The organism is Bradyrhizobium sp. Kon10 (assembly GCF_055807395.1).
On sequence record NZ_JBVVOZ010000001.1, the window covers coordinates 308528 to 331726 of the forward strand.

Below are 23199 nucleotides of genomic sequence, written 5' to 3' on the forward strand. Positions count from 1 at the left end.
TTGGCCCGCCGGTTGCACGTGCATGGCCGTAGTCGGTCCGGTGGGTTGGCTTTGGCCTCAGCTTTGGTGTAAAGCTGCGCGGAGTGTGGCTTTTTGTTAGCCTTGCGTGGGCATCGATTACCGACGACAAGTGCTTCAAATTGCTGATGAATTGGCTTGGACGGACGAAGCCGATCTAAGTGACAGGGATCACAGAGACTGAACCGGAGCGCACTTAAGCTCACCTAAGCTTGAAGAAGGGCCTTTGCCCCTGCAGGTGGCTCCGATGGTTTGGGGACTCGCGCTGCGCCGATATTGTGCAAACCCATCGCGCACCGGAACGATCTTCCGGCGCTGACAAATTGGAAATCGCCGTGAACGCATACAGTAAAACGCCGCTTCTCGACACTATCCGGACGCCGGACGACCTGCGCAAGCTCAAGGTCGAGCAGGTTCGCCAGGTCGCCGACGAGCTGCGTCAGGAGACCATCGATGCCGTCTCGGTGACCGGCGGTCACTTCGGCGCCGGTCTCGGGGTGGTCGAACTCACGACCGCGATCCATTATGTCTTCGACACGCCACGCGACCGGCTGATCTGGGACGTCGGCCATCAGGCCTATCCGCACAAGATCCTGACCGGCCGCCGCGACCGCATCCGCACGCTGCGCACCGGCGGCGGCCTTTCGGGCTTCACCAAGCGCAGCGAGAGCGACTACGATCCGTTCGGCGCCGCGCATTCCTCGACCTCGATCTCCGCCGGCCTCGGCATGGCGGTCGCGCGCGACCTCGCCGGCGGCAAGAACAACGTTATCGCCGTGATCGGTGACGGCGCGATGTCCGCGGGCATGGCCTATGAGGCCATGAACAATGCGGGCGCGATGAATTCGCGCCTGATCGTGATCCTCAACGACAACGACATGTCGATCGCGCCGCCGGTTGGCGCCATGAGCGCCTATCTGTCGCGGCTCTATTCAGGCAAGACCTATCGCACGCTGCGCGAGGCGGCCAAGCAGATCAACAAGCGCCTGCCGAAGATCCTCGCCAACCGCGCCAACCGCGTCGAGGAATATTCCCGCGGCTTCATGATGGACGGCGGCACGCTGTTCGAGGAGCTCGGCTTCTATTACGTTGGCCCGATCGACGGCCATAACCTCGATCATCTGCTGCCCGTGCTGAAGAACGTCCGCGACATGGAGACCGGCCCGATCCTGGTCCACGTCGTGACCCAGAAGGGCAAGGGCTACGGTCCGGCGGAAGCCTCCGCCGACAAGTACCACGCCGTCGTCAAGTTCGACGTCGCGACCGGCACCCAGGCCAAGGCCAAGCCGAACGCACCGGCCTACCAGAACGTGTTCGGCCAAAGCCTCGTCAAGGAAGCCGAGAAGGACGACAAGATCGTCGCCATCACCGCGGCGATGCCGTCGGGCACGGGCGTCGACATCTTCAACAAGGCGTTCCCGGACCGCACCTTCGACGTCGGCATCGCCGAGCAGCACGCGGTGACCTTTGCCGCCGGTCTTGCGACCGAAGGCTACAAGCCGTTCTGCGCGATCTACTCGACCTTCCTCCAGCGCGGCTACGACCAGATCGTGCATGACGTCGCGATCCAGTGCCTGCCGGTGCGCTTCGCCATCGACCGCGCCGGCCTCGTCGGCGCCGACGGCGCGACCCATGCCGGCTCGTTCGACAACGCCTATCTCGGCTGCCTGCCGAACATGGTGATCATGGCGGCCGCCGACGAAGCCGACATGGTGCACATGGTCGCAACCCAGGTCGCCATCAACGACCGCCCGAGCGCGCTGCGCTATCCGCGTGGCGAAGGCCGCGGCATCGAGATGCCCGAAATCGGCGTTCCCCTCGAAATCGGCAAGGGCCGCGTGATCCGCGAAGGCAGCAAGATCGCCCTGCTCTCCTTCGGCACGCGTCTGGCCGAATGCGAGAAGGCGGCCGACGAGCTCGCAGCTCACGGCCTCTCCACCACGATCGCGGATGCGCGCTTCATGAAGCCGCTCGACACCGAGCTGGTGCTCAAGCTTGCCCATGACCACGAGATCCTGATCACGATCGAGGAAGGCGCGGTCGGCGGTTTCGGCTCGCATGTCGCGCAGTTCCTGACCGACCAGGGCGTGCTCGACAGCGGCATGGTGCGGTTCCGCTCCATGGTGCTGCCCGACGTGTTCCAGGACCACGACACCCCGGCCGCGATGTATGCCCGCGCCGGTCTCGACGCCAAGGGCATCGTCGCCAAGGTGTTCGAGGCGCTCGGCAAGGACGTCAAGACCGAGACGGTCAAGCTGGCTTGATCGCTGCTTTCTTCACCTCTCCCGCTTGCGGGAGAGGTCGGATCGCGAAGCGATCCGGGTGAGGGTTCTTTCCCCTTGGGGGTTCCCGATTGAGGAGGCCCCCTCTCCCCAACCCTCCCCCGCAGGCGGGGGAGGGCGCGCAGTTTTCGCGACGGTTTGCAGCTCGCCTAATCTCTCCTGAGCAATCCCCCCATGAAAATCTATCTGGCTGGCCCGGACGTGTTCCTGCCGGATGCGATCGAGATCGGGCGGCAGAAGGTCGCAATCTGCGCTGCGCATGGTCTGGCCGGTTTCTATCCGCTCGACAACGCCACCCCTCTCGCCGCCCCCGATGCCTCGCGGCAGATCTTTGCCGGCAACGAGGCGATGATGGACCGGGCGGATGCGATCATCGCCAATCTCACCCCGTTCCGCGGGGCCGGCGCCGACCCCGGCACCGTCTACGAGCTCGGCTACATGGCCGGCCGCGGCAAGTTTTGTCTGGCCTATTCGAACGATCCTGCCACCTATGCCGACCGCGTCGGCCGCTTCATGACAGTCACCTCCGAGGACGGGCGGCTGGTCGATGCGCAGGGGCTGACGGTCGAGGATTTTGGCCTGGTCGACAATCTCATGATGATCCATGCGCTGGAGCTACATGGCTGTCCGCTGGTGACGCCGGCCGAGATGCCCGTCGACGTCTGGCACGACCTCGCCGCGTTCGAGGCTTGCGTCCGGATGGCGGCGGCGCGAGTTATCACTGCGTGACCGCTTCAGTCGTAACCGGAGGCCCGATGTCCCCTCCCCGCAAGCGTGCGGATATTCTGCTGGTCGAGCGCGGCCTGTTCGAGAGCCGGGCACGGGCGCGCGCGGCCATCGAGGCCGGGCTCGTCACCGCGAACGACAAGCCCGTGGCAAAACCGTCCGAGACCATCGCGACAGACGCGGTGATCCAGGCCGAGCCGGCGCATCCCTTCGTCTCCCGCGGCGGCGTCAAGCTTGCCGGCGCGTTGGAGCGCTATCCGATCGAGATCGAGGACCATGTCTGCCTCGACGTCGGCGCTTCCACCGGCGGCTTCACCGAGGTGCTGCTGGCCAATGGCGCGAGCCTGGTGTTCGCCGTGGACGTCGGCACCGGCCAGTTGCATCCCTCGTTGCGCGGTCATGCCAAGATCGTGTCGATGGAGGAGACCGACATCCGCGCCTACGAAGGCAAGCGCCTGCCGGCGCGACCCGACGTCGTCGTCATCGACGTCAGCTTCATTTCGCTCAAGACCGTGCTGCCGGTTGCATTGTCGCTGGCGGCGGCTCCGATGAGCCTGCTTGCGCTGATCAAGCCGCAATTCGAGGCCGAGCGAAAACACAACAAGAAGGGCATCGTCCGCGACGCCGCCGTGCATCAGGAGATCTGCGACGACATCGCCGCGTTCGCGGCTTCGCTCGGCTGCACCGACATCGAGGTGTTTCCCTCCTCGATCGCGGGCGGCGACGGCAACATCGAATTCTTCCTGGGCGCGCGCCGTGGTTGAGCGCCTGAACATCGATCACGTCGGTCATCGCGGCGACGGCGTTTCGCTCGACGCGGGCGATACGATCTATGTGCCCTACACGCTGGGCGGCGAGACCGTCGAAGTCGAGCACGTTGCGGGCAACCATCCCGACCGCCGCAAGCTGCTGGCGGTCGACGCCGCGAGCCCCTCGCGCGTCGAACCATTCTGTCCGCATTTCGGCGTCTGCGGTGGCTGCGCGATCCAGCACTGGGCGACCGAGCCGTACCAGGCCTGGAAGCGCGGCATCGTGGTCGAGACGCTGGCGCAAGCGGGAATCGATTGCGAGGTGGCACCGCTGATCGATGCCCATGGCGTGGGCCGCAGGCGCGTCACGTTGCACGGCCGGTTCGGCACGCATGACGTGCTCAAGGTCGGCTTTGCGGCGGCGAGCTCGCATGACGTCATCCCGATCCATCGCTGCCCCGTTCTCGATCCCGCGCTCGACGGGGCGATCGATGCTGCCTGGGCGCTCGCCGAGCCGCTGACGTCGCGGATGCCGGTGACCAAGCCACTCGACATCCAGGTTACCGCGACCGCCAACGGCCTCGATGTCGATGTGCGCGGCTCCGGTCCGTTGCCGACGGCATTGGTCACGGCGCTCTCGCGCGTCGCCGAGCAGCACCGCCTCGCGCGGCTGACGCGGCACGGCGAGCTGGTGCTGCAGCGCCTGTCGCCGACGTTGCAGATGGGCCGCGCCGAAGTGACGCTGCCGCCGGGCTCATTCCTGCAAGCAACCGTCGCAGGCGAACAGACGCTTGCGTCTCTCGTCGCCGAGCGCATCGGCAAGGCCAAGGAGATCGCCGACCTCTTCTGCGGCGTCGGTCCGTTTGCGCTGCGGCTTGCGGAGAAATCGCGCGTCGCAGCCTATGACAGCGACGCTGGCGCTGTCGCCGCGCTGGCGAAAGCCGCACGTACCCCGGGGCTGAAGCCGATCAGGTGCGAGCCGCGCGACCTGTTCCGCCGTCCCCTGGTGGCGCCGGAGCTGCGCGATTTCGACGCCGTGGTGTTCGACCCGCCGCGTCAGGGCGCGCAGGCACAGGCGCTCAAGCTTGCCGCAAGCAAGGTGCCGGTCGTCGTCGCAGTTTCCTGCAACGTCGCGACCTTCGCGCGCGACGCGCGGCTGCTCATCGATGGCGGTTATCGGATCGAGACCGTGGTGCCGGTCGACCAGTTCCGCCACACGCCCCATGTCGAGCTGGTGGCGCGGTTCACGCGCTAGCGGCGAAGCGCGCCGAGCGCCGGCGACTCGCCGGGCAGCATGTTCGATCTGATGTCGCTGTCCATGCGGCCCGAATCCCGCTGGGTGAAGCCGGCTCCGAACGACAGGCTGAGGTTGGAGGTCGGCTTGAATTCGACCCCCCCAAATGCACCGTATCCCGGTGCCGCGCCCGAGGTCAGCGGCGCAACCGAACTGCCAATGCCGTCGCCGTATTTCATCGTGTCGAAACCAGCAAAGAACGTCACGGGGAGGCCGCCCGCGGTCTTGGTGTTGTAACCGAATTGCGAGCTATCATAGGAAAGCGCGCTGAAATTGCCGGCCGGTCCGGTCTGGCTGAGGCCGCTCCAATTGAGGTTGCCGCGCTGGCTCCCGACAAACAAGCCGTTCGCAAAATTGGTGCGCCCGCTGGCGTCGAAGCCCGGAAAATTGCCGTAAGCATCGGAGCTCTGGTCGGCACTGCCACCAAAGCCGAAGCCAGCGCCCGGTAAAAAATACCTCAGCGGCGCAACTTGGGCATGAACGGGCGTTCCGCCGAGGCAAAGTACGGCAAAGAGAGCTGCGAGACCGCAAGAACCTGCAAGGCTGGACATTCAGGCTTCCGTCGAAAACTGCCCGGATTATACCCAGCAGAGATCGCGAATGCCAGTAGACCGACGCAGATCATCGCTTCCGAAGTTCCCGGTTACCTCGTCCTTACGCGTTGAACTCCGCCACGCCGGATTGCCACACACAAATGATACATGCCAGATGATCCCCTGCTCACACGCCTGACATCCGCGCTTGCCGGGGTACCGGGCGTCGAGGCCATCGTGCTCGGCGGCTCGCGTGCGCGTGGCAGCGCACATCCTGCTTCCGACTACGACATCGGGCTGTATTGCTCCGGTGGCGACCTCATCGATACGGATCGACTCCGGACCCTGGTGAAAGAGATCGCGGACGATCCCGGCGCGGCGACCGTGACAAGATATGACGAATGGGGACCTTGGATCGTCGGCGGAGCGTGGCTCTCGGTGGGGGGACAAAAGGTCGATCTGCTGTACCGTCATGCCGACAACGTCGAGCCCGTCATGACGGCCTGCCAGTCCGGTACGGTCGTCATGGCCTACCAGCCCGGCCATCCGCATGGCTTCTGCTCGGCAATCTGGATGGGCGAGATCGCATATTGTCAGCCACTGCACGATCCACATGGCTTGATCGCCCGGCTCAAATCAATTGCGCTTTCCTACCCGCAGAACCTGGGCCGCGCCCTGATCCGGCGCTTCCAGTGGGAAGTCCTGTTCAGCATCGAGAATGCCGAGCTCGCAGCCGCACGTAACGAGCGGACCCACGTTGTCGGATGTCTCTATAGGTCGCTCGCCTGCACTGCGCAGGTCCTGTTCGCATTGAACGGACGCTATCTGATCAACGAAAAGGGCGCGCTCCAGGAGGCTGCGTTCCTGCCGCTGACGATCCCGCAATTGACGCAGCAGGCGGACGATATCTGGCGGATGATCGGCACCGACGCCTATGCAGCCGCTTGCGAGGCGTTGCGGGACATCGACCAGCAATTGCAGGCACTGGCGCAGTCGAACGCGAAGCAGCCGTAACCGCTAGGCCGTCCTGTCCACCGACGAGGACGAATCCGCCGGCGGATATTTCGTCACGGGTACCGTGAACGACTTGGTGCCGACCTGGTAGATGATGTTGCCGTTCTGCCCGTCGTTGGTCGCGATCTGCGCTTGCCCGAACATGATGACGTTGTTGTAGACGATGCCGGTGCCCTGGCGGGTAATGCCGTCGGTAGTGACGCTGACCTGTGCCTCCTTGCCGTCGACGGCCAGCACGCGAAAACTTGCGCTCTTTCCATTGTCGGCAGAATAGCCGCCCCAACTTCCGACGAGGCGGCTGTCGGAGGCTGGCGGCGCCTGCTTCTGCAGGGTTGCGGTCTGCTTGCCACCGCCTGCGGAGAACAAGAGCACCAGGTTCTTGCCGTCCTTGGTGCCGACCGTGACCGAGCCGAAGGTGACGGTCGCACCGCTGACCTGGCCGAAGCCGCGCTCGGTGTGTCCGTTATGGGTGTATTCGATCTGGGCCCGGGTGCCGCGAATGTTCACGACCTTGAAGCCGACATCCTGATTGTTTCCAGCCCACTTGCCCTTCCAGTCACCGACCAGACTGCTCTGGTGATAGAGCCGCTCATTGGCGGGCGAAATCTGGCTGGTGCTCGGCGTGACGATGGGCATGGATCTGCTCGGTGGACGAGTTTGACGAACTCGCTCGTGGTCGAGCGCCGTGAGACAGCGTCAGAAACGTTCGGAAACACTTCCGATTGGGTCACGTCCTGGTTAACACGCGGTTAATTCACCCGCGGCGTGCGAGCGGCAAATGGCCTCGGATGCGCCTCAGCGCCCCCAGCGGTCCGACCAGATCTTCTCGCCGATCATGCAATTCACCCGTGGCTCCTTGTCCGCAACGCGCACCACCGGATGCTCGGGCGTGCGGCCGGCGACCTCCATGAGGAGCTTGGTGCGGATCGCTTCCTTGAACTTCTCGCGATCCTTGATCGCGATCACGAAGGAGCCGGGACCACCGACGACGCAGTCCTCGTAGTAGTAGTCGAGATTGTCGATATCCATCGTCGAGTAGGACGGCTCCTTGACCATGATCGGCAGGCCGTTGATGACGATGCCCTTCTCGAGCGCAGCGTCGCGCGCCAAGGTGACCGGGGTGCCATTGTTGTTGGGGCCGTCGCCGGAGATATCGATGACGCGGCGAAGCCCGTGATAGGGATCTTCGTCGAACAGCGGCATCGCGAATCCGATCGCGCCGGAGATCGAGGTCCGCGAGGCGCGCCGGATCGGCGTCTTCATGATCTCGCCGGCGACCGCATCCGCACTCTCCGGTCCCTCGATCAATCGCCAGGGAATGATGATCTTCTGGTCGGTCGAGGCGGCCCATTCGAAATAGGTCACCGCGATCCTGCCGTTGGGACCAGCTTTCAACGCTTGCAGGAACTCTTTCGACTGGATTGCCTGCGCGTAGCCTTCGCGCTGGATCGCGAGCTCATCCATGTCCATGGAATAGGAGACGTCGACCGCGAGGATCAGTTCGACGTCGACCGACTGCGCATCTCCGTCGGCTGCCTGTCGCTGCGGTTGATGTCTTGGTCCTGGTGCAGCCAAGCCAGCGACGTCCGCTCCGGCAAGCATGCCGGCCACCAGCACAGCCCCGATCGAGAACAGCAAGCGCATCGCAGCCTCCCGTCGTATGACGCGATGGTGACATGCAAACGCCTTGCCGCAAAGTGCGAAGATCGCTTGTGCTTCACATTCAAGTCAGGAATTTCGCCTGCGGCGCAAGGATGCCGCAGCATCGCCATGGTCGTGCCACCGGAACACACGCAACGACGGTAGCGAGCGTGGGAGCAATGCCCCGCCCTATTATCCCGCGCGATTTCATGATACCCTAACCGGAGAGATGGGGATGGAGTCCCCCGACAACCGCCCGGCGGTCGATGATCGTAGTGGGCTGATGGCTCCTGCTCGAGGTGAGGCCATCAATGAGCCTCTGCCTTTGGCGGGAGCATGGACAAACCCGCCCGTGGCGGGTTTTTTGTTGCCTGATGAAGGCCAGGAGAAGGTCAAGACGTGAAGGCTGGGACGTGACCCCGACACCGAATGCTGCGCGGACCGCGCTGCCCAGGGCGATCTGGGTGCTGGGCTTCGTCTCGTTGCTGATGGACGTCTCCTCCGAGATGATCCATGCGCTGCTGCCGGTCTATCTCGTCACGGTGCTCGGCGCCTCTACGCTCACCGTCGGCTTCATCGAGGGCATCGCGGAGGCGACGGCCTCGATCACAAAGATATTCTCCGGCGCGCTGTCGGACTGGCTCGGCCGGCGCAAGCTGCTCGCCGCGCTCGGCTATGGGCTGGCCGCCATCACCAAGCCGCTATTCCCGCTCGCTCCCAGCGTCGGCTGGCTGGTTGCCGCGCGCTTCGTCGACCGCGTCGGCAAAGGTATCCGCGGCGCGCCGCGCGATGCGCTGATCGCCGACATCGCGCCCGCCGGCCTGCGGGGCGCAAGCTTCGGGCTGCGGCAGTCGCTCGATACCGTCGGCGCTTTCGTCGGGCCGCTCGCGGCGATCGGCCTGATGTGGTGGACCGCGGGCAATTTTGCCGCGGTGTTCTGGGTGGCCGTGCTGCCGGCATTTTTGTCCTTCGGCCTGATCGCGTTCGCGGTGAGCGAGCCGGAGCCCGACCCGAGCCGGGAGCCCGCGAACAATCCGCTCAATCTCGCCGCGATGCGGCAGCTCGGCGCGGTCTACTGGCGCATCGTGGCGGTCGGCGTCGTCTTCACGCTCGCGCGCTTCAGCGAGGCCTTCCTGATCCTGCGCGCCCAGAACATCGGGCTCAATGCGATGTGGGTGCCGGCGGTGCTGGTGCTGATGAACATCGCTTACGCGATCTCCGCCTATCCGGCCGGGGTGCTGTCGGACCGGATCAACCGGACCGGCCTGCTCGCGCTCGGCCTCGTCTTTCTCGCAGGCGCCGATCTCGCGCTCGCGCTGCTGCCGAGCCTTGCGGGCCTCGCGCTCGGTGTCGTGCTGTGGGGATTGCATATGGGATTGACCCAAGGGCTGCTCTCGGCGCTCGTCGCCGACGCCGCGCCGCCCAATTTACGGGGGACCGCGTTCGGCTATTTCAACCTGTTCACAGGCCTCGCATTGCTGGCTGCGAGTGTGATCGCCGGCGCGCTATGGGACGCCTACGGCCCGGCTGGTACGTTCTTCGCAGGGCTTGGATTCGCGCTGATCGCGCTTGTAGGATTGCTCGCGATCGGCAATGGACTGGGCGTGGAGCGGAAGTGATGAGAAGGGACCATTCGTCGTGCTGAGCGGAGTGATCGCGGTCGCGGTCGGCAGCATCCTGGGCGGCTGCGCGCGCTATTTCGTCTCCGGCGCGATCGCGCGGCGGCTGGGCGAGACGTTTCCCTGGGGTACCATGACCATCAACGTCAGCGGCGCCTTCCTGATCGGCATCTTCGGCGCGCTGGCGACCCACCCCGCCTCGATCTTCGCTGCACCCACGCCATGGCTGTTCGCAGTGACAGGCTTTCTCGGCTGCTACACCACGGTGTCCTCGTTCAGCCTGCAAACCCTGACCTTGGCGCGCAACGGAGAAAAGGCCGCTGCGCTCGGCAATGTCGTGGCGTCGGTCGGGTTGGGCCTTTTCGCCGTCAGCTGCGGTTTCCTCCTCGCAGACACGATTGGAGGCTAGTCACACATGAGTGTCCCCTCCTCTACCGACCGTTGGCGTAGCGCGATGCTCTATGCCTGGGTCTCCGCCGGCAGCATCACCGGGGGGCTGACGCGCTATCTGGTCTCCCTGGCGCTCGACACAGGGCCCGGCTTTCCGTTTGCGACCCTCTTCATCAATGCCACGGGATCGCTGATCATCGGCTTCTATGCGACCCTGACCGGCCCCGAGGGCCGGGTGCTGGCGCGGCCCGAACACCGGCAGTTCGTCATGACCGGGTTCTGCGGCGGCTACACCACCTTCTCGGCCTTCAGCCTTGAGACCTTCCGCCTGGTCCATGGCGGCATGAAGTACACTGCGTTGGCCTATGTCGCGGCGTCCGTTCTCTGCTGGCTGGTATCGGTGTGGCTCGGCCATATGATGGCGAGCCGCGCCAACCGTTTGAAAAGGAGCTGACCATGCAAATTCCCAATCAGGCAGTCTTGCTCCGGATCTTCATCGGCGAGAACGACCATTGCGACGGCAAGCCGCTTTATGAGGCGATCGTGCTGAAGGCGCGCGAGCAGCACCTCGCCGGCGCCACCGTGCTGCGCGGCCCGATGGGCTTCGGCAAGTCGAGCCGGCTGCACACCTCCAAGATCCTGCGGCTATCGGAGGATCTGCCGCTGCTGATCGAAATCGTCGACAGCGAAGATAACATCAACGCATTCCTGCCCATCCTGGATGGCATGATGTCGAGCGGGCTGATCACCTTGGAGAAGGTCCAGGTCCTGCAATATGGTGAGAGGGCCGCGGGCTGACGCGGCAGCTGGAACCAACAGACACCCGCCATTCAGGAGGCGGAATGAACGACACTGTTACCAAGCCGAAAACCCGGACCAAGACCAAGGTCGAGCGGCCGAAGCTGCACAAGGTCATCCTGATCAACGACGATTTCACGCCGCGGGAGTTCGTCACGATGATCCTCAAGGCGGAATTCCGCATGACCGAGGATCAGGCCTACAAGGTCATGATCACCGCGCACAAGCTGGGCGCTTGCGTCGTCGCCGTGTTCACCAGGGACGTCGCCGAAACCAAGGCCACCCGCGCCACCGACGCCGGCCGCGCCAAGGGCTATCCCCTGCTGTTCACGACCGAGCCGGAGGAATAGTGCGCGCCGTCTCGGACTAGGCCTTGAGCCACGCCATGATGATCTCGTGATAAATCCCGTAGACCCGGGGAGCGCCTCCGTGGGCCTGAATCAGAAAAGCGGGTCGTCGCCGCTCGTTACGCCGCGACCGGTCTGAAGGTGATGTGCCCCCTTCGAGCCTTCTTGGCACGCTTGTCACGCGGCCGGGCGATGATTTCGACGTCACGGTCAAATGCCGTCAGAAAACCAATCAGACGGTCGACAGAATATTCGCGGAAATGCCCTTTGAACAGCCGCGAGACTTCTGGCTGGGAGATGCCCATTAAGCCTCCCGCCTTTTGCTGAGTGAGTTTGCGCTCCGTAGTGAGCCGATACAGTTCGGCAACAATCTGGGCCTTTAGGAAATGGTTATCGGCGTCGGGCAGCCCCAGATCGGCAAAAACGTTCGGTCCGCCTTCATGGATTTCGATATTCTTCGTGCTCATTTCTTCGGCTCCGATCTGGTTCTCCCAGCATAATCGGCTTCAGCGGCTTTCAGCCGTTGCTTGATGAGATCGATGTCGCTCTGGGGTGTCTTGATCCCGCGCTTAGATTTCTTCTTGAACGCATGCAGGACGTAGACAGCGGTACCAAAGCGAACGGTGTACACGGCCCGGTAGGCGTCCCCGTCGAAATCCTCGACAAGTTCAACCGTACCGTTTCCCAGACCCTTCAACGGCTTCGCAGATGGGGGATGCTGTCCGAGCTGTGCCAGAAACAGTTCGAAGCCGAATGCATCTTGCACGGCCGGCGGAAAATCCCGGTAGTCCTTCCGGCTTGACCCGACCCAAAAGAGCGGGCGCGCTGGGGCAGGCAATTTTTCCATCTATAAGCAGCATATGAGTGTAAACTCATAATTTGTCAAGTGCCCGAAAATCTGCCCGTCCCGGAAATAAGATGCTCGCTCTAATGCAAGGATATGGTCAGGCCATCACCACCGGCGTCTCCTCGGCGAGCCCGTACACGCGCTGCGCCTTGGAAAATCCGGCGATCGGGAATTCGCCGAGCTCGCGCCAGCCTTCGCGGCAGACATTGGCAAAGCCCTCCGAGGCCACGACGGTGCGCCCGAGGCGGCCGGCGACTTTCTCCAACCTTGCCGCAAGATTGACGGCGGGGCCGATGCAGGTGAAGTCGAGCCGGTTGCCACCGCCGATATTGCCGTAGAGGATGTGGCCGACATGCAGCGCGACGCCGAAGCGGAAGCGCTCGACGATGTCGCCGACCGGGTGCGCGAGCGCCTCGACGCTGGCGCGGGATTTCCGCGCGGCTTACAGCACGCGCCCGCAGACATGGCTGGCGTCGCCGACATATTCGTCAATCGGGAACACCTCGAGCAGGCCATCGCCCATGAACTTGAGGACCTCGCCGCCATGGTCCCGGATCGCGGTCACCTGGCAGTCGAAATAGCGATTCAGGATTTCGACCACGGTTTCGGCCGGCAGCCGGTCCGACAGGGCGGTGAAGCCGCGCAGGTCCGACAGCCAGATCGCGGCCTGCATGGTGTCGTTGTGACCGCGGCGGATCTGGCCCGCGAGGATGCGCGCGCCGGCGCGGTTGCCGACATAGGTGTCGAGCAGAATCTCGGCGGCGCGGCGCTGGGTGATGATCTCACTGACGCGCGCGAGCGGCGTCACGATGGCGCGGATCGCTGCGATATCGCTGTCGCTGAACCCGTCGGGATGCCGCGTGGTCCAGCTCGTCGCGTGGATCGATCCATCGAGAAACAGCATCGGCATCGCGAGATAGTCGGTGACGCCCTCGGCGCGCATGTCGTCGAGGAACGGAAAGCGGTGGCTATCGGGATCATCCATCCGTCCCCGGACCTCTCTTCCCTGCTCGAACACAATCCGGAGCGGGCTCTTGGCGAACGCCGGCGTGTCCAGGATCTCGAAATCGACCGTGCCGACCTCGACCTCCTGGCCCTCCCGCCAGATGAAGTTGCGGCCGAAGATCTCGGGATGCAGCGTGCGGATGAAGATGCCGAACCGCCACAGCGGCAGGCCGGCTGCGACCAGATGTTCGCAGATGTCGGCGATCATCTCGGCGGGGCTCGCCGAGGATCTGGCGCCGTCGATGAGCCAATTGGTGATGCGCTGGAGCTCGGAGGTTTCCATCGCCGCATTTGCAGATGAAGTTGTGGGATCGTCAAGCTGCGCGGTGGGCTGGTACCGCGAGACAAAAGGTTTAGGCGTAGTATGCTTTCACCTCTCCCGGGAAAGGTGAAAAACTCAACGCCCCACCTGTCCGCGATCGCGCAGGAAGTGATCGGCCAGCACGCAAGCCATCATGGCTTCACCGACCGGGACGGCGCGGATGCCGACGCAAGGGTCGTGGCGGCCCCTGGTCGTGATCTCGGTGTCGGCGCCGTTGCGATCGACCGTCAGGCGCGGCTGCAGGATTGACGAGGTCGGCTTCACCGCGAAGCGCACCACCACCGGCTGTCCCGTCGAGATGCCGCCCAGGACGCCGCCGGCATGGTTGGACAGGAAGCGCGTGCCGTCATTGCCGGTGCGCATCTCGTCGGCGTTCTCTTCGCCGGTGAGTTCGGCCGCGCCAAAGCCGGCGCCGATCTCGACGCCCTTCACCGCGTTGATGCTCATCATGGCGGAAGCGAGCTCGGCATCGAGCTTGGCGTAGATCGGCGCGCCAAGCCCCGCCGGCACACCATCGGCGACGATCTCGAGCACCGCGCCGATCGAGGAGCCGCTCTTGCGGATGCCATCGAGATAGGTCTCGAAGAACGCGGCCTTGTCCTTGTCGGGACAGAAGAACGGATTGTTGGCGATCTCGTCCCAGTCCCACTTCGCGCGATCGATCTTGTGCGGGCCCATCTGCACCAGCGCACCGCGAACCTTCACGTCGGGCAGCACCTTGCGCGCGATCGCACCGGCCGCTACGCGCGTCGCGGTCTCTCGCGCCGAAGAGCGCCCGCCGCCGCGATAGTCGCGCAGGCCGTATTTGGCCTCATAGGTGAAGTCGGCGTGGCCGGGGCGAAACTTGTCCTTGATCTCGGAATAGTCCTTCGAGCGCTGGTCGGTGTTCTCGATCAGGAGCCCGATCGGCGTGCCCGTGGTCACCTGCACGCCGGTCTGCGGATGCGCCATCACGCCCGACAGGATCTTCACCTGGTCCGGCTCCTGGCGCTGGGTGGTGAAGCGCGACTGGCCCGGCCGGCGGCGATCGAGGTCCTGCTGGATATCGGCCTCGGTGAGCGGAATCATCGGCGGACAGCCGTCGACCACGCAGCCGATCGCCACCCCGTGGCTCTCGCCAAAAGTGGTGACGCGGAACATGTGGCCGAAGGTGTTGAAGGACATGCGCTGCTCGCCTGGTTGCGGCGTGTGGTAACGCGCGAGGAGCCGGGGGTCAAACCCGCAGCGCCGGAGCGGGACAGCCGCGGCAGGCCTTAACTATACCTCTCCAGCCGCCCGTCGCGGAAGACGTAGACCGCACCCTGCTCGATATAGAGCTCAGCCGCGCTGGCCGGTGTTTCCATGCCGAGCGCAACCATCAGCGCCCGGCAGGTGCCACCATGGGCGACCGCGACCGTGTCGGTCAAAACCGACTCGTACCAATCGAGCATGCGCAACTGCACGGCCGCATAGGTCTCGCCCCCCGCAGGCGCCACGGTCCATTTGTCGGCCAGACGGTTTGCATAGACGCCGGGGTCGGTTGCCTCGCTTTCGGCCAGCGTCAGTCCCTCCCAGACACCGTAGCCGATCTCGCGCAGCCGATCATCGAGCGAATAGTCGTCAGGCGGCAATCCGAGACCGCCGCGCACGAGTTCCATGGTCATGCGCGCACGGCCGAGCGGGCTCGACACATAAGGCAGCGCCGTCTTGTCCTTCCCGTCGCGCTTGAAGAGGTCCGCCAGCACGGCCGCGGCATGCACCGCCTGCTCGCGGCCCCGCGCATTCAGCGGAATGTCCCTGGCGCCCTGGAGCCGTCCGAGCGCATTCCATTCAGTCTCGCCGTGGCGAAGGAAGTAGATCGTGGGCATCGCGGGAAGGTTAGTCCTTGCCACCCAGCGAAATGTCCGGCGCGTCCGGCCGCTTCATGCCCAGCACGTGATAGCCGGAATCGACGTGATGCACCTCGCCGGTGACGCCGCGCGAGAGATCGGAAAGAAAATAGAGCGCGCTGCCGCCGACATCTTCGGTCGACACGTTACGCCGCAACGGCGCGTTGTGCTCGTTCCACTTCAGGATATAGCGGAAGTCGCCGATGCCGGAGGCTGCGAGCGTTTTGATCGGGCCTGCCGAGATCGCGTTGACGCGGATGTTCTTCTCGCCGAGGTCGGCGGCGAGATAGCGTACGCTGGCCTCAAGCGCCGCTTTCGCCACGCCCATGACGTTGTAGTGCGGCATCCACTTCTCGGCGCCGTAATAGCTCAGCGTGATGAGCGAGCCGCCGTCGGTCATCAGCTTCTCGGCGCGCTGCGCCACCGCTGTGAACGAGTAGCAGGAGATCAGCATCGATTTGCTGAAGTTCTCCTGCGTCGTGTCGACGTAGCGGCCATCGAGCTGCTCGCCATAGGCGATCGCATGCACCAGGAAGTCGATCTTGCCCCACTTCTCCTTCAGCACCGCGAAGGCGGCGTCGATGGTGGCAGCATCGGTGACGTCGCAATGTCCGAGCACGAGGCCGCCGATCTCGGCGGCAAGCGGTTCGACGCGCTTCTTCAGCGCGTCGCCCTGATAGGTGAAGGCGAGCTCGGCACCGGCGGCATGGCACGCCTTGGCGATGCCCCAGGCGATCGAGCGGTTGTTGGCAACGCCGAGGACGACCCCGCGCTTGCCTTGCATCAGTCCTTGCGTCAGACCTGAATTTTGCGCCATTTCGTAACGTCCCGTCGAACTGGGTTAAGGTCTGGAGGTACACCAGCCCTCCCCTGCGGTACAGTCCTAATACGCGGCGTTAAGGGTGTTTCGAGCGCCGGAATAGCCGTTCCAATCGGGTGTTATCATCGTTGAGGCGCTCGCGCCGAACGTGAAGGACGTCAACGGCATGAGTGCGTTTCGCCAGAGCGTTGAAGCCATGATCCCGGCGTTGCGCCGCTACGCCCGCGCACTGACGCGCGAAGCGGATGCGGCCGACGACCTGGTGCAGGACACGTTGGTTCGGGCGTTGCGTTCGGAGCGATTGTTTCTCGGAGGCGACGTCAGGAGCTGGCTCTACACGATCCTGACCAACCTCAACAAGAACCGGCGGCGCTCGCTGGCAAGGCGACCGCAATTCATGCAGCTGACGGAGAACAACCCGGATGCCAGCGGGACCGAGGCCGAAGGACGCGACATCGAAAGGGCGCTCTCGACGCTCGTCGAGGAGCAGCGCTCGGTGCTGCTGCTGGTGATGCTGGAGGGCATGAGCTACCGCGAGGTCGCCGACATCCAGGGTGTGCCGATCGGCACGGTGATGTCGCGCCTGGCGCGCGCCCGCGCCCACGTCAAAGCCTCGCTGGAGGGTCAGCGCCCGGCGCTCAGGCGGGTGAAATGATGGCAGGGTTGATGCAACGATTTTTGCCCCCTCGCAGCACATCGACGAGCCAAGCGAAGTTGATTCACCAAGGACATTTTGGGCCGCAGAGCCAGAGACCACTGATATGAACGACCGAAACATTCCCGTTACCGAAGACGAGCTGCACGCCTATGTCGACGGCGAGCTGCCGGCGGAGCGCCGCACCGACGTCGAGGCCTGGCTCGCCGGCCACCCCGAGGATGCCGAGCGGGTGCTATCCTGGCGCGCCATGGCCGAGATGCTGCACGCCCGCTATGATTCCGTCGCCCAGGAGCCGGTACCGGCGCGGCTGGAGCTCGAACGGCTGGAGCGCCGCCCGCGGCAATGGTTCTACGGCGCCGTCGCGGCCGCGCTGGTTGCCTTCGTCGCCGGCGGCACGGTCGGCTGGGTCGCGCATGGCGCCGCCAACGCGCCCTCGACGTTCCAGAGCTTCACGGAAGACGCGCTCGAGGCCTACCGGCTCTACGTCGTCGAGGTCCGCCATCCCGTGGAGGTCCCCGGCAACGAGCGCGATCATCTCCAGGCTTGGCTAAGCAGGCGCTGCGGCTGGACCGTGTTCGCGCCCAATCTGGAGGCGAGCGGACTCAAGCTCGTCGGCGGCCGGCTGCTGCCGGGGCCGAACGGACCTGCGTCCTTCCTGATGTATGAGGGCACTTCGGGCGAGCGCTACACGATCTACACTGCCAAGACCGAGAACGGCGCGACGCAGATGCGCTATGCCAAAACGGACAAGGACGGGGCGCTGTTCTGGGCCGATCGCGGTGTGGGCTATGTCGTCAGCGGCGGCGCCGACCGGGACCGGCTCACCAAGGTGGCCCAGGCGGTCTACGACCAGACAGAAAAAAACGGCGGCTAAAACAACGGCGCGATAACTCAAGCCTGGCTGGGGCGTGCTTGAAGCGGCCCGTGCCTCGATTCCGACATTGAAAATTTGGAATCAAGACATCGACGCGTCTCATTATCGCACCGGATGATCACGCGAAAATGAGCAGCGTTCGATCCGCCGATCGACGCGGGCGGCCTCGATTGGGGTTTTTGGTACCGCGCTGGTCCCCCTCTCGAGGCCGCACCTTTTTATCGACTGTCCCGCCGGACAGCCGACACGCACACTCAGCCCATGAAGCGCTACCACGCCTCGGACGTATGATGAGCATCATCTGCGAGGATGATGCTCTCAGCCTTTAGGAGAACCCCTTCAGTCGATCGCGCTTAACCGAGCCCGCTACGTGGATTGTAGGGGTGTTGGTCCCGCCACTTCTGCATCAATGCCTCAAGCTCGGCGTCGTTCCCGTCCGGTAACATAATCCTGATGGAGACGAAGAGATCCCCGGTTCCACCAGATTTCGGCAAGCCCTTGCCCTTGAGTCGGAAGGTCCGGCCGCTGGAGGTGTTTTTCGGGACCGACAATTCGACCGCGTTGCCGAGCGTGGGCACCCGGACCTTGCCGCCGAGGACCGCCTCGTAGAGCGTGACCGGCAGCTCGATGCGCAGGTCGGCACCTTCGATCTTGAAGAAGGGATGCGGCGCGATGTTGATGGTGATCAGGAGGTCGCCGGGCGGATGGCCCTGGGCGCTCTCGCCCTGCCCCCTCAACCGGATCTGCTGACCCTCGATGACGCCGGCTGGAATCTTGACGTTGAGTTCCTTGCCGTTCGGCAGCCGGACGCGCTTCTCGCCACCCTGGACCGATTCCTCCAGCGAGACGGACATGGCGACATTGACGTCGAGATCGAGTCCGATCCCGCCGGTATCGAACTCGAACTGGGCGCCGCCGGCCCCGGGCCGCGCGCCGCGCATCCCGCCGCCGAACATGCTGTTGAGGATGTCTTCGAACCCGCCTGCGCCCGGGCTTGCGCCCGCGCCGCCGCTACGGAACGTATAGCTTTCAAACCCGCCGGGACCGGCGCGGCCACGCGGACCGGCGCCGCCGCCCGGAAAGCCCTGGAAGCGCGGCTTGCCGTCGGCATCGATCTCGCCCCGATCGAACTGCTTGCGCTTGTCCTCGTCGCCAAGGATCTCGTTGGCCGTATTGAGCTCAGCAAAGCGCTCGGCCGCCTTCGGGTCGTTCTTGTTGTTGTCGGGATGGTGCTTCTTGGCAAGCTTGCGATAGGCGCTCTTGATCGCGGCAGCGTTGGCGCCCCGCGGCACCCCCAAGACCTCATAGGGGTCGCGCATCCGTCACGTCTCCTTCACCGAAATCGAGTTGTTCAAAGGGCTCCCCGCCCCACCTGCGCTTCATGTGGGGGCGCGTGGCATTTTTGCAACTACTCGAATGGACCAAAACCATACGATTGGAAGCATGATTCCTGTCGGAAAACCGGTTCCCGGCTTTCCGGATCATGCTCAACTTCGCCATGGCTTTAGCGTATGAATCTCCCAACGGCCACGGCTGCTTTGGCAGCCGGCGCCCTGGAGCCAGCTTTCGGTAGCGCCGTTGACGTAGCTCGCCAGGAAATCGCGGCACTTGCGACCGTCCTCGGCCGCGTAGGATTGCGCGATCGGCGTCACCGAGCCGCGAGCGCCCGTCTCCGGATTCTCCCAGTGCTGGCTCGCATCCTTGTCGCCCTTGCTCAGCACGTCGGACGCGGCGTTGCGGGCGAAGGCAAGATCGGTCTCGGTTGGTGCGGGCTCCTTCGCCGGCCGCGCGATCGAGCCGGTGAAGTCGCTGTCGTCGGCCTTGGCGTATGCGCTGGTCTCGTTGCGCGAGAAGCTGCAGCCGCCAGTGCCAAGCCCAATCAGAATCATTGTGACGACGAAGCCGGACGGCCGCATCGCCGATAGGCCAACGCGGCCCCATACCCTATATAGGGCGGTAGCGGACAACAGCGCGTTTTGGGCCGCGGGACGCAACTCGGACTCCAGACATGACCGACACGACCTCGATGAAACACCAGACACCCTTAACATCCGGTGATTTCACCGCCGCCGACGAGCCTTTTGCGCTGTTCGAGGCCTGGCTGAACGAAGCCATCAAGAGCGAGCCGAACGATCCGAACGCGATGGCGCTCGCAACCGTCGACCCGGACGGCCTGCCGGATGTCCGCATGGTGCTGATGAAGGGCTTCGATACCGAGGGTTTCGTCTTCTACAGCCACATCGCGAGCCAGAAGGGCCGCGAACTCGCTGCAAATCCTAAGGCCGCTTTACTTTTTCACTGGAAGTCGCTGCGCCGACAGGTCCGCATCCGCGGCAACGTGACGCCGGTGACCGAGGCTGAGGCCGACGCCTATTTCGCCACCCGTCCCAAGCAGGCCCAGATCGGCGCCTGGGCGAGCAAGCAGTCGCAGCCGCTGGAGAGCCGGTTCGCTTTCGAGCAGGCGATCGCCAAGGTCGCGGCCAAGCACGTCATCGGCGAGGTGCCGCGGCCGCCGGGCTGGAGCGGCTGGCGCATCACGCCCACGCGCATCGAATTCTGGCACGACCGGCCGTTCCGATTGCACGACCGCATCGAATTTCGCCGTGACGCGGCCGGCCAGCCATGGTCCAAGACGCGGATGTACCCCTAGAGCACTGTCTCGATCCTTATCTCTTTGCCTCGATCTTTGGGCCGACCTGAAAGATGTCCATGCCGCAGTCGTCCAATGCGCCGCGCCGTACGCTGCTCCTGACCGGAGCCAGCCGCGGCATCGGCCATGCCACCGTGATCCGTTTCTCCTCGGCCGGCTGGCGCGTCATCACCTGCTCGCGGCATCCCTTTCCGGAGGATTGCCCGTGGGACGCAGGTCCCGAAGACCACATCCAGGTCGACCTCGCCAGCCCCGCGGATACGACGCGCGCCATCTCCGACATCCGCGACCGGCTCGAAGGCGGCATGTTGCATGCGCTGGTCAACAATGCCGCGATCTCGCCGAAGGGCGCGGGCGGCTCCAGGCTCGGCTCGATCGATACCGATCTCGACACCTGGACCCATGTGTTTCACGTCAACTTCTTCGCGCCGATCATGATCGCGCGCGGGCTGATCGAGGAATTGAAGGCGGCCAAGGGCTCGGTGGTGAACGTCACCTCGATCGCGGGATCGCGCGTGCATCCCTTCGCGGGCGCCGCCTATGCGACCTCCAAAGCGGCGCTCGCATCGCTGACGCGCGAGATGGCGTCGGACTTCGGCCGCATCGGCGTGCGCGTCAACGCCATCGCACCCGGCGAGATCGATACTTCGATCCTGTCACCCGGCACCGAGAAGATCGTGGAGCAGCAGATCCCGCTGCACCGGCTCGGTACGCCCGACGAGGTCGCCAAGATCATCTACGTGCTGTGCACGGAGACGTCGTCCTACGTCAACGGCGCCGAAATCCACATCAACGGCGGCCAGCACGTGTAGGCTACCTCGTCATTGCGAGCGAAGCGAAGCAATCCAGACCGCCTCGGTGGAGACAGTCTGGATTGCTTCGTCGCATCAGCCCAAAATTGCTACGCAATTTTGTCGCGAGCTCCTCGCAATGACGGAATTGGAAACAACGCTGCGGAAGTAAGGCGATCCAGATGACGCCGCCGCAAGACCTGGATCGCCCTTACCTTCCGTTGCTCAATCCAGTCGAATCCGACGCGACCGGTCGCGCAGCCGCGGAGCGGCTGCGTTGATGGCAGTCGAGCAGTCGTCGTCGTTCTCACCGTCGAGCAGCGGAGCACCACAGTGCCGGCACATGCGTGCCGACAACGCCGGCGCCTTGCCGCTCGTCAGGATGTGACGATAGCTCGCCAGATCGATGACGTTGGGGGGCGTCGTTATGTGTTTTTCAACCATGGCTGTTCCTCGCGGCTTACCTGCTCCTTATCGCAGACAAGCTTCGCGTAAACGTTCAGCCCACCACTCAAATTTTACCGGAGGAATTGGGGCGGAGATCAGGTATCACCGCGCAGCCTCAATCCCGCTCTATTCTGCGACACCATCAGCCGCCTCGCTGCGAACGGCGTAAGGTCTCGGTCACTATTTTCCGAGAGCGCGACGAGATCACAGCCATTTCTTCCACTTGAAGATCCAGTACGGGACGATCGCGGCGATCAGCATCAGGACCAGCGCAAACGGATAGCCGTGCGCCCATTCGAGCTCCGGCATCGCCTTGAAGTTCATGCCGTAGATCGAGGCGATCAGGGTCGGTGGCATCAGGACAACAGCCATGACCGAAAACAACTTGATGATGTTGTTCTGCTCGAGATTGACGACGCCAAGCATGGCGTCGAGCACGAAGGTGATCTTGCTGGAGAGGTAGGAGGCGTGGTCGGTCAGTGAGACGACGTCGCGCTGCATGGTCTTGAGCTGCTCGCGCATATCCTTCGACCATTTCACGCCCTCCACCACCGCCGAAAGGAAGGCGACGACGCGGCCGATCGAGACCAGGCTCTCGCGGACCTTGGAGGTCAAATCGCCCTTGCGGCCGATCGAGATCAGGATCTGCGAATATTGCTTGGCGTGGCCGTGGCGCTCGCTCTCGGGTTCGAAGATGTCATGCGAGACCTGGTCGATCTCGGCGCCGCAGCGCTCCAGAATGTCGGCGCAGCGATCGATCACCGCGTCCAGCAGCTCCATCAGCACCATCTCGCCGGTGATCCCCGGCGTGCAGGAACGGGCCAGCTTGGCTTCGACCAGCGCGAAGGGCTTGGGCTGGTCGTAGCGCACCGTGACCAGGCGATGGTCGCCGAGAATGAAGGTGACCGCCGTGGTCCGGGGCATGTCGGTGTCGGAGTGGCACATCAGCGTCGCGGTCATGTAGCGCGCGCTGTTCTCGATATAGAGGCGGCTGGAGATCTCGATCTCCTGCATATCCTCCCGGGTCGGGATCGCGATCCCCGAAAGCCGCTCCACGGCCTTGTCCTCGGCCGCGGTCGGGTTGACCAGATCAATCCACACCGCGTGCTCCGGCACCGCCGCGAGATCTTCGACAACAGCCTTCTTGAGGGAGGATTCAGAGGGAACAAACACCGAAAACATGAACAACTCCAACGGAGGCCTGTGGCCGACCAGCAGCCCCTTAGCGCGATTCTGACAAGTTCATGATGACAACTACATTAACGGGGCGTTTGCATTTGTGGCCGCCGCATGGCGCAACTGTGGCACAGAATCGACAGTTCGGTCTTCTCTGCCGCAAAATAAGCCCACGGCCGTAAAACTTGCGGCAGAAAAGCCACAGGTCGGGCCTCGCAGCGCGGCAAAAGCCCCTCAGCGCTGGAATTGTGGCAGATTTCGACGATAATGGGATCAACGGAGTCGAGGGCCTTGGGCACCTATGCCGAGGCTCGCGCGGTATTGTTTTGA

Annotated in this window: 26 protein-coding genes, 1 pseudogene and 1 riboswitch; of the genes and pseudogenes, 14 read left to right on the top strand and 13 right to left on the bottom strand. The window is 64.1% G+C overall.

Annotated features, from left to right (window positions below; translation table 11 throughout):
- The first annotated feature begins 353 nt into the window (after nucleotides 1–353).
- From dxs to AC0L2O_RS01455, 4 genes are all read left to right on the top strand, one after another.
- The gene (gene dxs, locus AC0L2O_RS01440; protein ID WP_473368435.1) at nucleotides 354–2282 is read left to right on the top strand and encodes a 1-deoxy-D-xylulose-5-phosphate synthase; all 1929 of its coding nucleotides are present in this window, start codon (nucleotides 354–356) and stop codon (nucleotides 2280–2282) included.
- A gap of 192 nt (nucleotides 2283–2474) precedes the next feature.
- A complete protein-coding gene (locus tag AC0L2O_RS01445) occupies nucleotides 2475–3029 on the top strand; it encodes a nucleoside 2-deoxyribosyltransferase (protein ID WP_369725729.1) in 555 nt (184 codons plus the stop codon).
- A 26-nt stretch (nucleotides 3030–3055) separates the two neighbouring features.
- On the top strand, nucleotides 3056–3790 hold the full coding sequence (locus AC0L2O_RS01450) for a TlyA family RNA methyltransferase (protein ID WP_473368436.1): 735 nt from the start codon (nucleotides 3056–3058) through the stop codon (nucleotides 3788–3790).
- On the top strand, nucleotides 3783–5030 hold the full coding sequence (locus tag AC0L2O_RS01455; protein WP_473368437.1) for a class I SAM-dependent RNA methyltransferase: 1248 nt from the start codon (nucleotides 3783–3785) through the stop codon (nucleotides 5028–5030). Before AC0L2O_RS01450 ends, AC0L2O_RS01455 begins: the two co-directional genes overlap by 8 nt.
- On the opposite strand, the gene AC0L2O_RS01460 is transcribed toward AC0L2O_RS01455, so the two are convergent.
- Nucleotides 5027–5620, bottom strand: a complete 594-nt coding sequence (locus AC0L2O_RS01460; RefSeq protein WP_473368438.1) for a hypothetical protein — start codon at nucleotides 5618–5620, stop codon at nucleotides 5027–5029. The two genes, AC0L2O_RS01455 and AC0L2O_RS01460, sit on opposite strands and share 4 nt — an antisense overlap.
- Before the next feature lie 150 nt (nucleotides 5621–5770).
- On the opposite strand from AC0L2O_RS01460, the gene AC0L2O_RS01465 reads away from it, so the two are divergent.
- Nucleotides 5771–6616, top strand: a complete 846-nt coding sequence (locus AC0L2O_RS01465) for a nucleotidyltransferase domain-containing protein (RefSeq protein ID WP_473368439.1) — start codon at nucleotides 5771–5773, stop codon at nucleotides 6614–6616.
- Nucleotides 6617–6619: 3 nt separating this feature from the next.
- Here the strand turns inward: AC0L2O_RS01465 and AC0L2O_RS01470 are convergent, their stop codons facing one another.
- A complete protein-coding gene (locus AC0L2O_RS01470; RefSeq protein ID WP_369725733.1) occupies nucleotides 6620–7252 on the bottom strand; it encodes a hypothetical protein in 633 nt (210 codons plus the stop codon).
- Nucleotides 7253–7411: 159 nt separating this feature from the next.
- Nucleotides 7412–8260 carry a DUF1194 domain-containing protein gene (locus AC0L2O_RS01475; RefSeq protein ID WP_409189861.1) on the bottom strand — a complete coding sequence of 283 codons (849 nt, stop codon included), beginning with the start codon at nucleotides 8258–8260 and terminating at the stop codon, nucleotides 7412–7414.
- A gap of 219 nt (nucleotides 8261–8479) precedes the next feature.
- A riboswitch (Fluoride riboswitch) is annotated at nucleotides 8480–8557 on the top strand.
- 74 nt (nucleotides 8558–8631) lie between these two features.
- On the opposite strand from AC0L2O_RS01475, the gene AC0L2O_RS01480 reads away from it, so the two are divergent.
- From AC0L2O_RS01480 to clpS, 5 genes are read left to right on the top strand one after another with little or no spacing between them, the layout of a single operon-like run.
- Nucleotides 8632–9876, top strand: coding sequence for an MFS transporter (locus tag AC0L2O_RS01480; RefSeq protein WP_473368440.1), 1245 nt, complete (start codon nucleotides 8632–8634; stop codon nucleotides 9874–9876).
- Nucleotides 9851–10285 (top strand): fluoride efflux transporter CrcB, encoded by a 435-nt coding sequence (gene crcB, locus AC0L2O_RS01485; protein WP_473368441.1) that lies wholly within the window; start codon nucleotides 9851–9853, stop codon nucleotides 10283–10285. The genes AC0L2O_RS01480 and crcB (AC0L2O_RS01485) overlap by 26 nt, the downstream gene beginning before the upstream one ends.
- Nucleotides 10286–10291: 6 nt before the next feature.
- Nucleotides 10292–10720, top strand: a complete 429-nt coding sequence (crcB, locus tag AC0L2O_RS01490) for a fluoride efflux transporter CrcB (protein WP_473368442.1) — start codon at nucleotides 10292–10294, stop codon at nucleotides 10718–10720.
- Nucleotides 10721–10722: 2 nt separating this feature from the next.
- On the top strand, nucleotides 10723–11064 hold the full coding sequence (locus tag AC0L2O_RS01495) for a DUF190 domain-containing protein (protein WP_409189865.1): 342 nt from the start codon (nucleotides 10723–10725) through the stop codon (nucleotides 11062–11064).
- Between the two features lie 44 nt (nucleotides 11065–11108).
- Nucleotides 11109–11414, top strand: coding sequence for an ATP-dependent Clp protease adapter ClpS (gene clpS, locus AC0L2O_RS01500; protein ID WP_014497217.1), 306 nt, complete (start codon nucleotides 11109–11111; stop codon nucleotides 11412–11414).
- A 116-nt stretch (nucleotides 11415–11530) separates the two neighbouring features.
- On the opposite strand, the gene AC0L2O_RS01505 is transcribed toward clpS, so the two are convergent.
- From AC0L2O_RS01505 to fabI, 6 genes and pseudogenes are all read right to left on the bottom strand, one after another.
- Complete coding sequence (locus AC0L2O_RS01505; RefSeq protein WP_473368443.1) at nucleotides 11531–11878, bottom strand: helix-turn-helix domain-containing protein; 348 nt, start codon at nucleotides 11876–11878, stop codon at nucleotides 11531–11533.
- Nucleotides 11875–12258, bottom strand: a complete 384-nt coding sequence (locus AC0L2O_RS01510; protein WP_473368444.1) for a type II toxin-antitoxin system RelE/ParE family toxin — start codon at nucleotides 12256–12258, stop codon at nucleotides 11875–11877. The genes AC0L2O_RS01505 and AC0L2O_RS01510 overlap by 4 nt, the downstream gene beginning before the upstream one ends.
- A gap of 97 nt (nucleotides 12259–12355) precedes the next feature.
- Nucleotides 12356–13546, bottom strand: a pseudogene (locus AC0L2O_RS01515) (adenylate/guanylate cyclase domain-containing protein).
- Between the two features lie 114 nt (nucleotides 13547–13660).
- The gene (gene aroC, locus AC0L2O_RS01520) at nucleotides 13661–14749 is read right to left on the bottom strand and encodes a chorismate synthase (RefSeq protein WP_473368445.1); all 1089 of its coding nucleotides are present in this window, start codon (nucleotides 14747–14749) and stop codon (nucleotides 13661–13663) included.
- Nucleotides 14750–14838: 89 nt separating this feature from the next.
- Nucleotides 14839–15432 (bottom strand): histidine phosphatase family protein, encoded by a 594-nt coding sequence (locus AC0L2O_RS01525; RefSeq protein WP_473368446.1) that lies wholly within the window; start codon nucleotides 15430–15432, stop codon nucleotides 14839–14841.
- Between the two features lie 10 nt (nucleotides 15433–15442).
- Complete coding sequence (gene fabI, locus AC0L2O_RS01530; RefSeq protein ID WP_473368447.1) at nucleotides 15443–16270, bottom strand: enoyl-ACP reductase FabI; 828 nt, start codon at nucleotides 16268–16270, stop codon at nucleotides 15443–15445.
- A 169-nt stretch (nucleotides 16271–16439) separates the two neighbouring features.
- On the opposite strand from fabI, the gene AC0L2O_RS01535 reads away from it, so the two are divergent.
- Both AC0L2O_RS01535 and AC0L2O_RS01540 read left to right on the top strand, forming a co-directional pair.
- Nucleotides 16440–16928 (top strand): sigma-70 family RNA polymerase sigma factor, encoded by a 489-nt coding sequence (locus AC0L2O_RS01535; RefSeq protein WP_473368448.1) that lies wholly within the window; start codon nucleotides 16440–16442, stop codon nucleotides 16926–16928.
- Nucleotides 16929–17034: 106 nt separating this feature from the next.
- The gene (locus tag AC0L2O_RS01540) at nucleotides 17035–17805 is read left to right on the top strand and encodes an anti-sigma factor family protein (protein WP_473368449.1); all 771 of its coding nucleotides are present in this window, start codon (nucleotides 17035–17037) and stop codon (nucleotides 17803–17805) included.
- A gap of 353 nt (nucleotides 17806–18158) precedes the next feature.
- Here AC0L2O_RS01540 and AC0L2O_RS01545 read toward each other — a convergent pair whose 3' ends face one another.
- Together AC0L2O_RS01545 and AC0L2O_RS01550 are read right to left on the bottom strand one after the other, a co-directional pair.
- The gene (locus AC0L2O_RS01545) at nucleotides 18159–19124 is read right to left on the bottom strand and encodes a DnaJ C-terminal domain-containing protein (protein ID WP_473368450.1); all 966 of its coding nucleotides are present in this window, start codon (nucleotides 19122–19124) and stop codon (nucleotides 18159–18161) included.
- Between the two features lie 168 nt (nucleotides 19125–19292).
- Nucleotides 19293–19721, bottom strand: coding sequence for an RT0821/Lpp0805 family surface protein (locus AC0L2O_RS01550; protein ID WP_369725747.1), 429 nt, complete (start codon nucleotides 19719–19721; stop codon nucleotides 19293–19295).
- Between the two features lie 92 nt (nucleotides 19722–19813).
- Between AC0L2O_RS01550 and pdxH the strand changes: the two genes are divergently transcribed.
- Nucleotides 19814–20455 (top strand): pyridoxamine 5'-phosphate oxidase, encoded by a 642-nt coding sequence (gene pdxH, locus AC0L2O_RS01555; protein WP_409189871.1) that lies wholly within the window; start codon nucleotides 19814–19816, stop codon nucleotides 20453–20455.
- A 59-nt stretch (nucleotides 20456–20514) separates the two neighbouring features.
- The gene (locus AC0L2O_RS01560; RefSeq protein ID WP_369725749.1) at nucleotides 20515–21267 is read left to right on the top strand and encodes an SDR family NAD(P)-dependent oxidoreductase; all 753 of its coding nucleotides are present in this window, start codon (nucleotides 20515–20517) and stop codon (nucleotides 21265–21267) included.
- Between the two features lie 204 nt (nucleotides 21268–21471).
- Here the strand turns inward: AC0L2O_RS01560 and AC0L2O_RS01565 are convergent, their stop codons facing one another.
- Together AC0L2O_RS01565 and AC0L2O_RS01570 are read right to left on the bottom strand one after the other, a co-directional pair.
- A complete protein-coding gene (locus tag AC0L2O_RS01565; protein ID WP_473368451.1) occupies nucleotides 21472–21690 on the bottom strand; it encodes a hypothetical protein in 219 nt (72 codons plus the stop codon).
- A 207-nt stretch (nucleotides 21691–21897) separates the two neighbouring features.
- Nucleotides 21898–22875 (bottom strand): magnesium transporter CorA family protein, encoded by a 978-nt coding sequence (locus AC0L2O_RS01570; protein WP_473368452.1) that lies wholly within the window; start codon nucleotides 22873–22875, stop codon nucleotides 21898–21900.
- Between the last annotated feature and the right edge of the window lie 324 nt (nucleotides 22876–23199).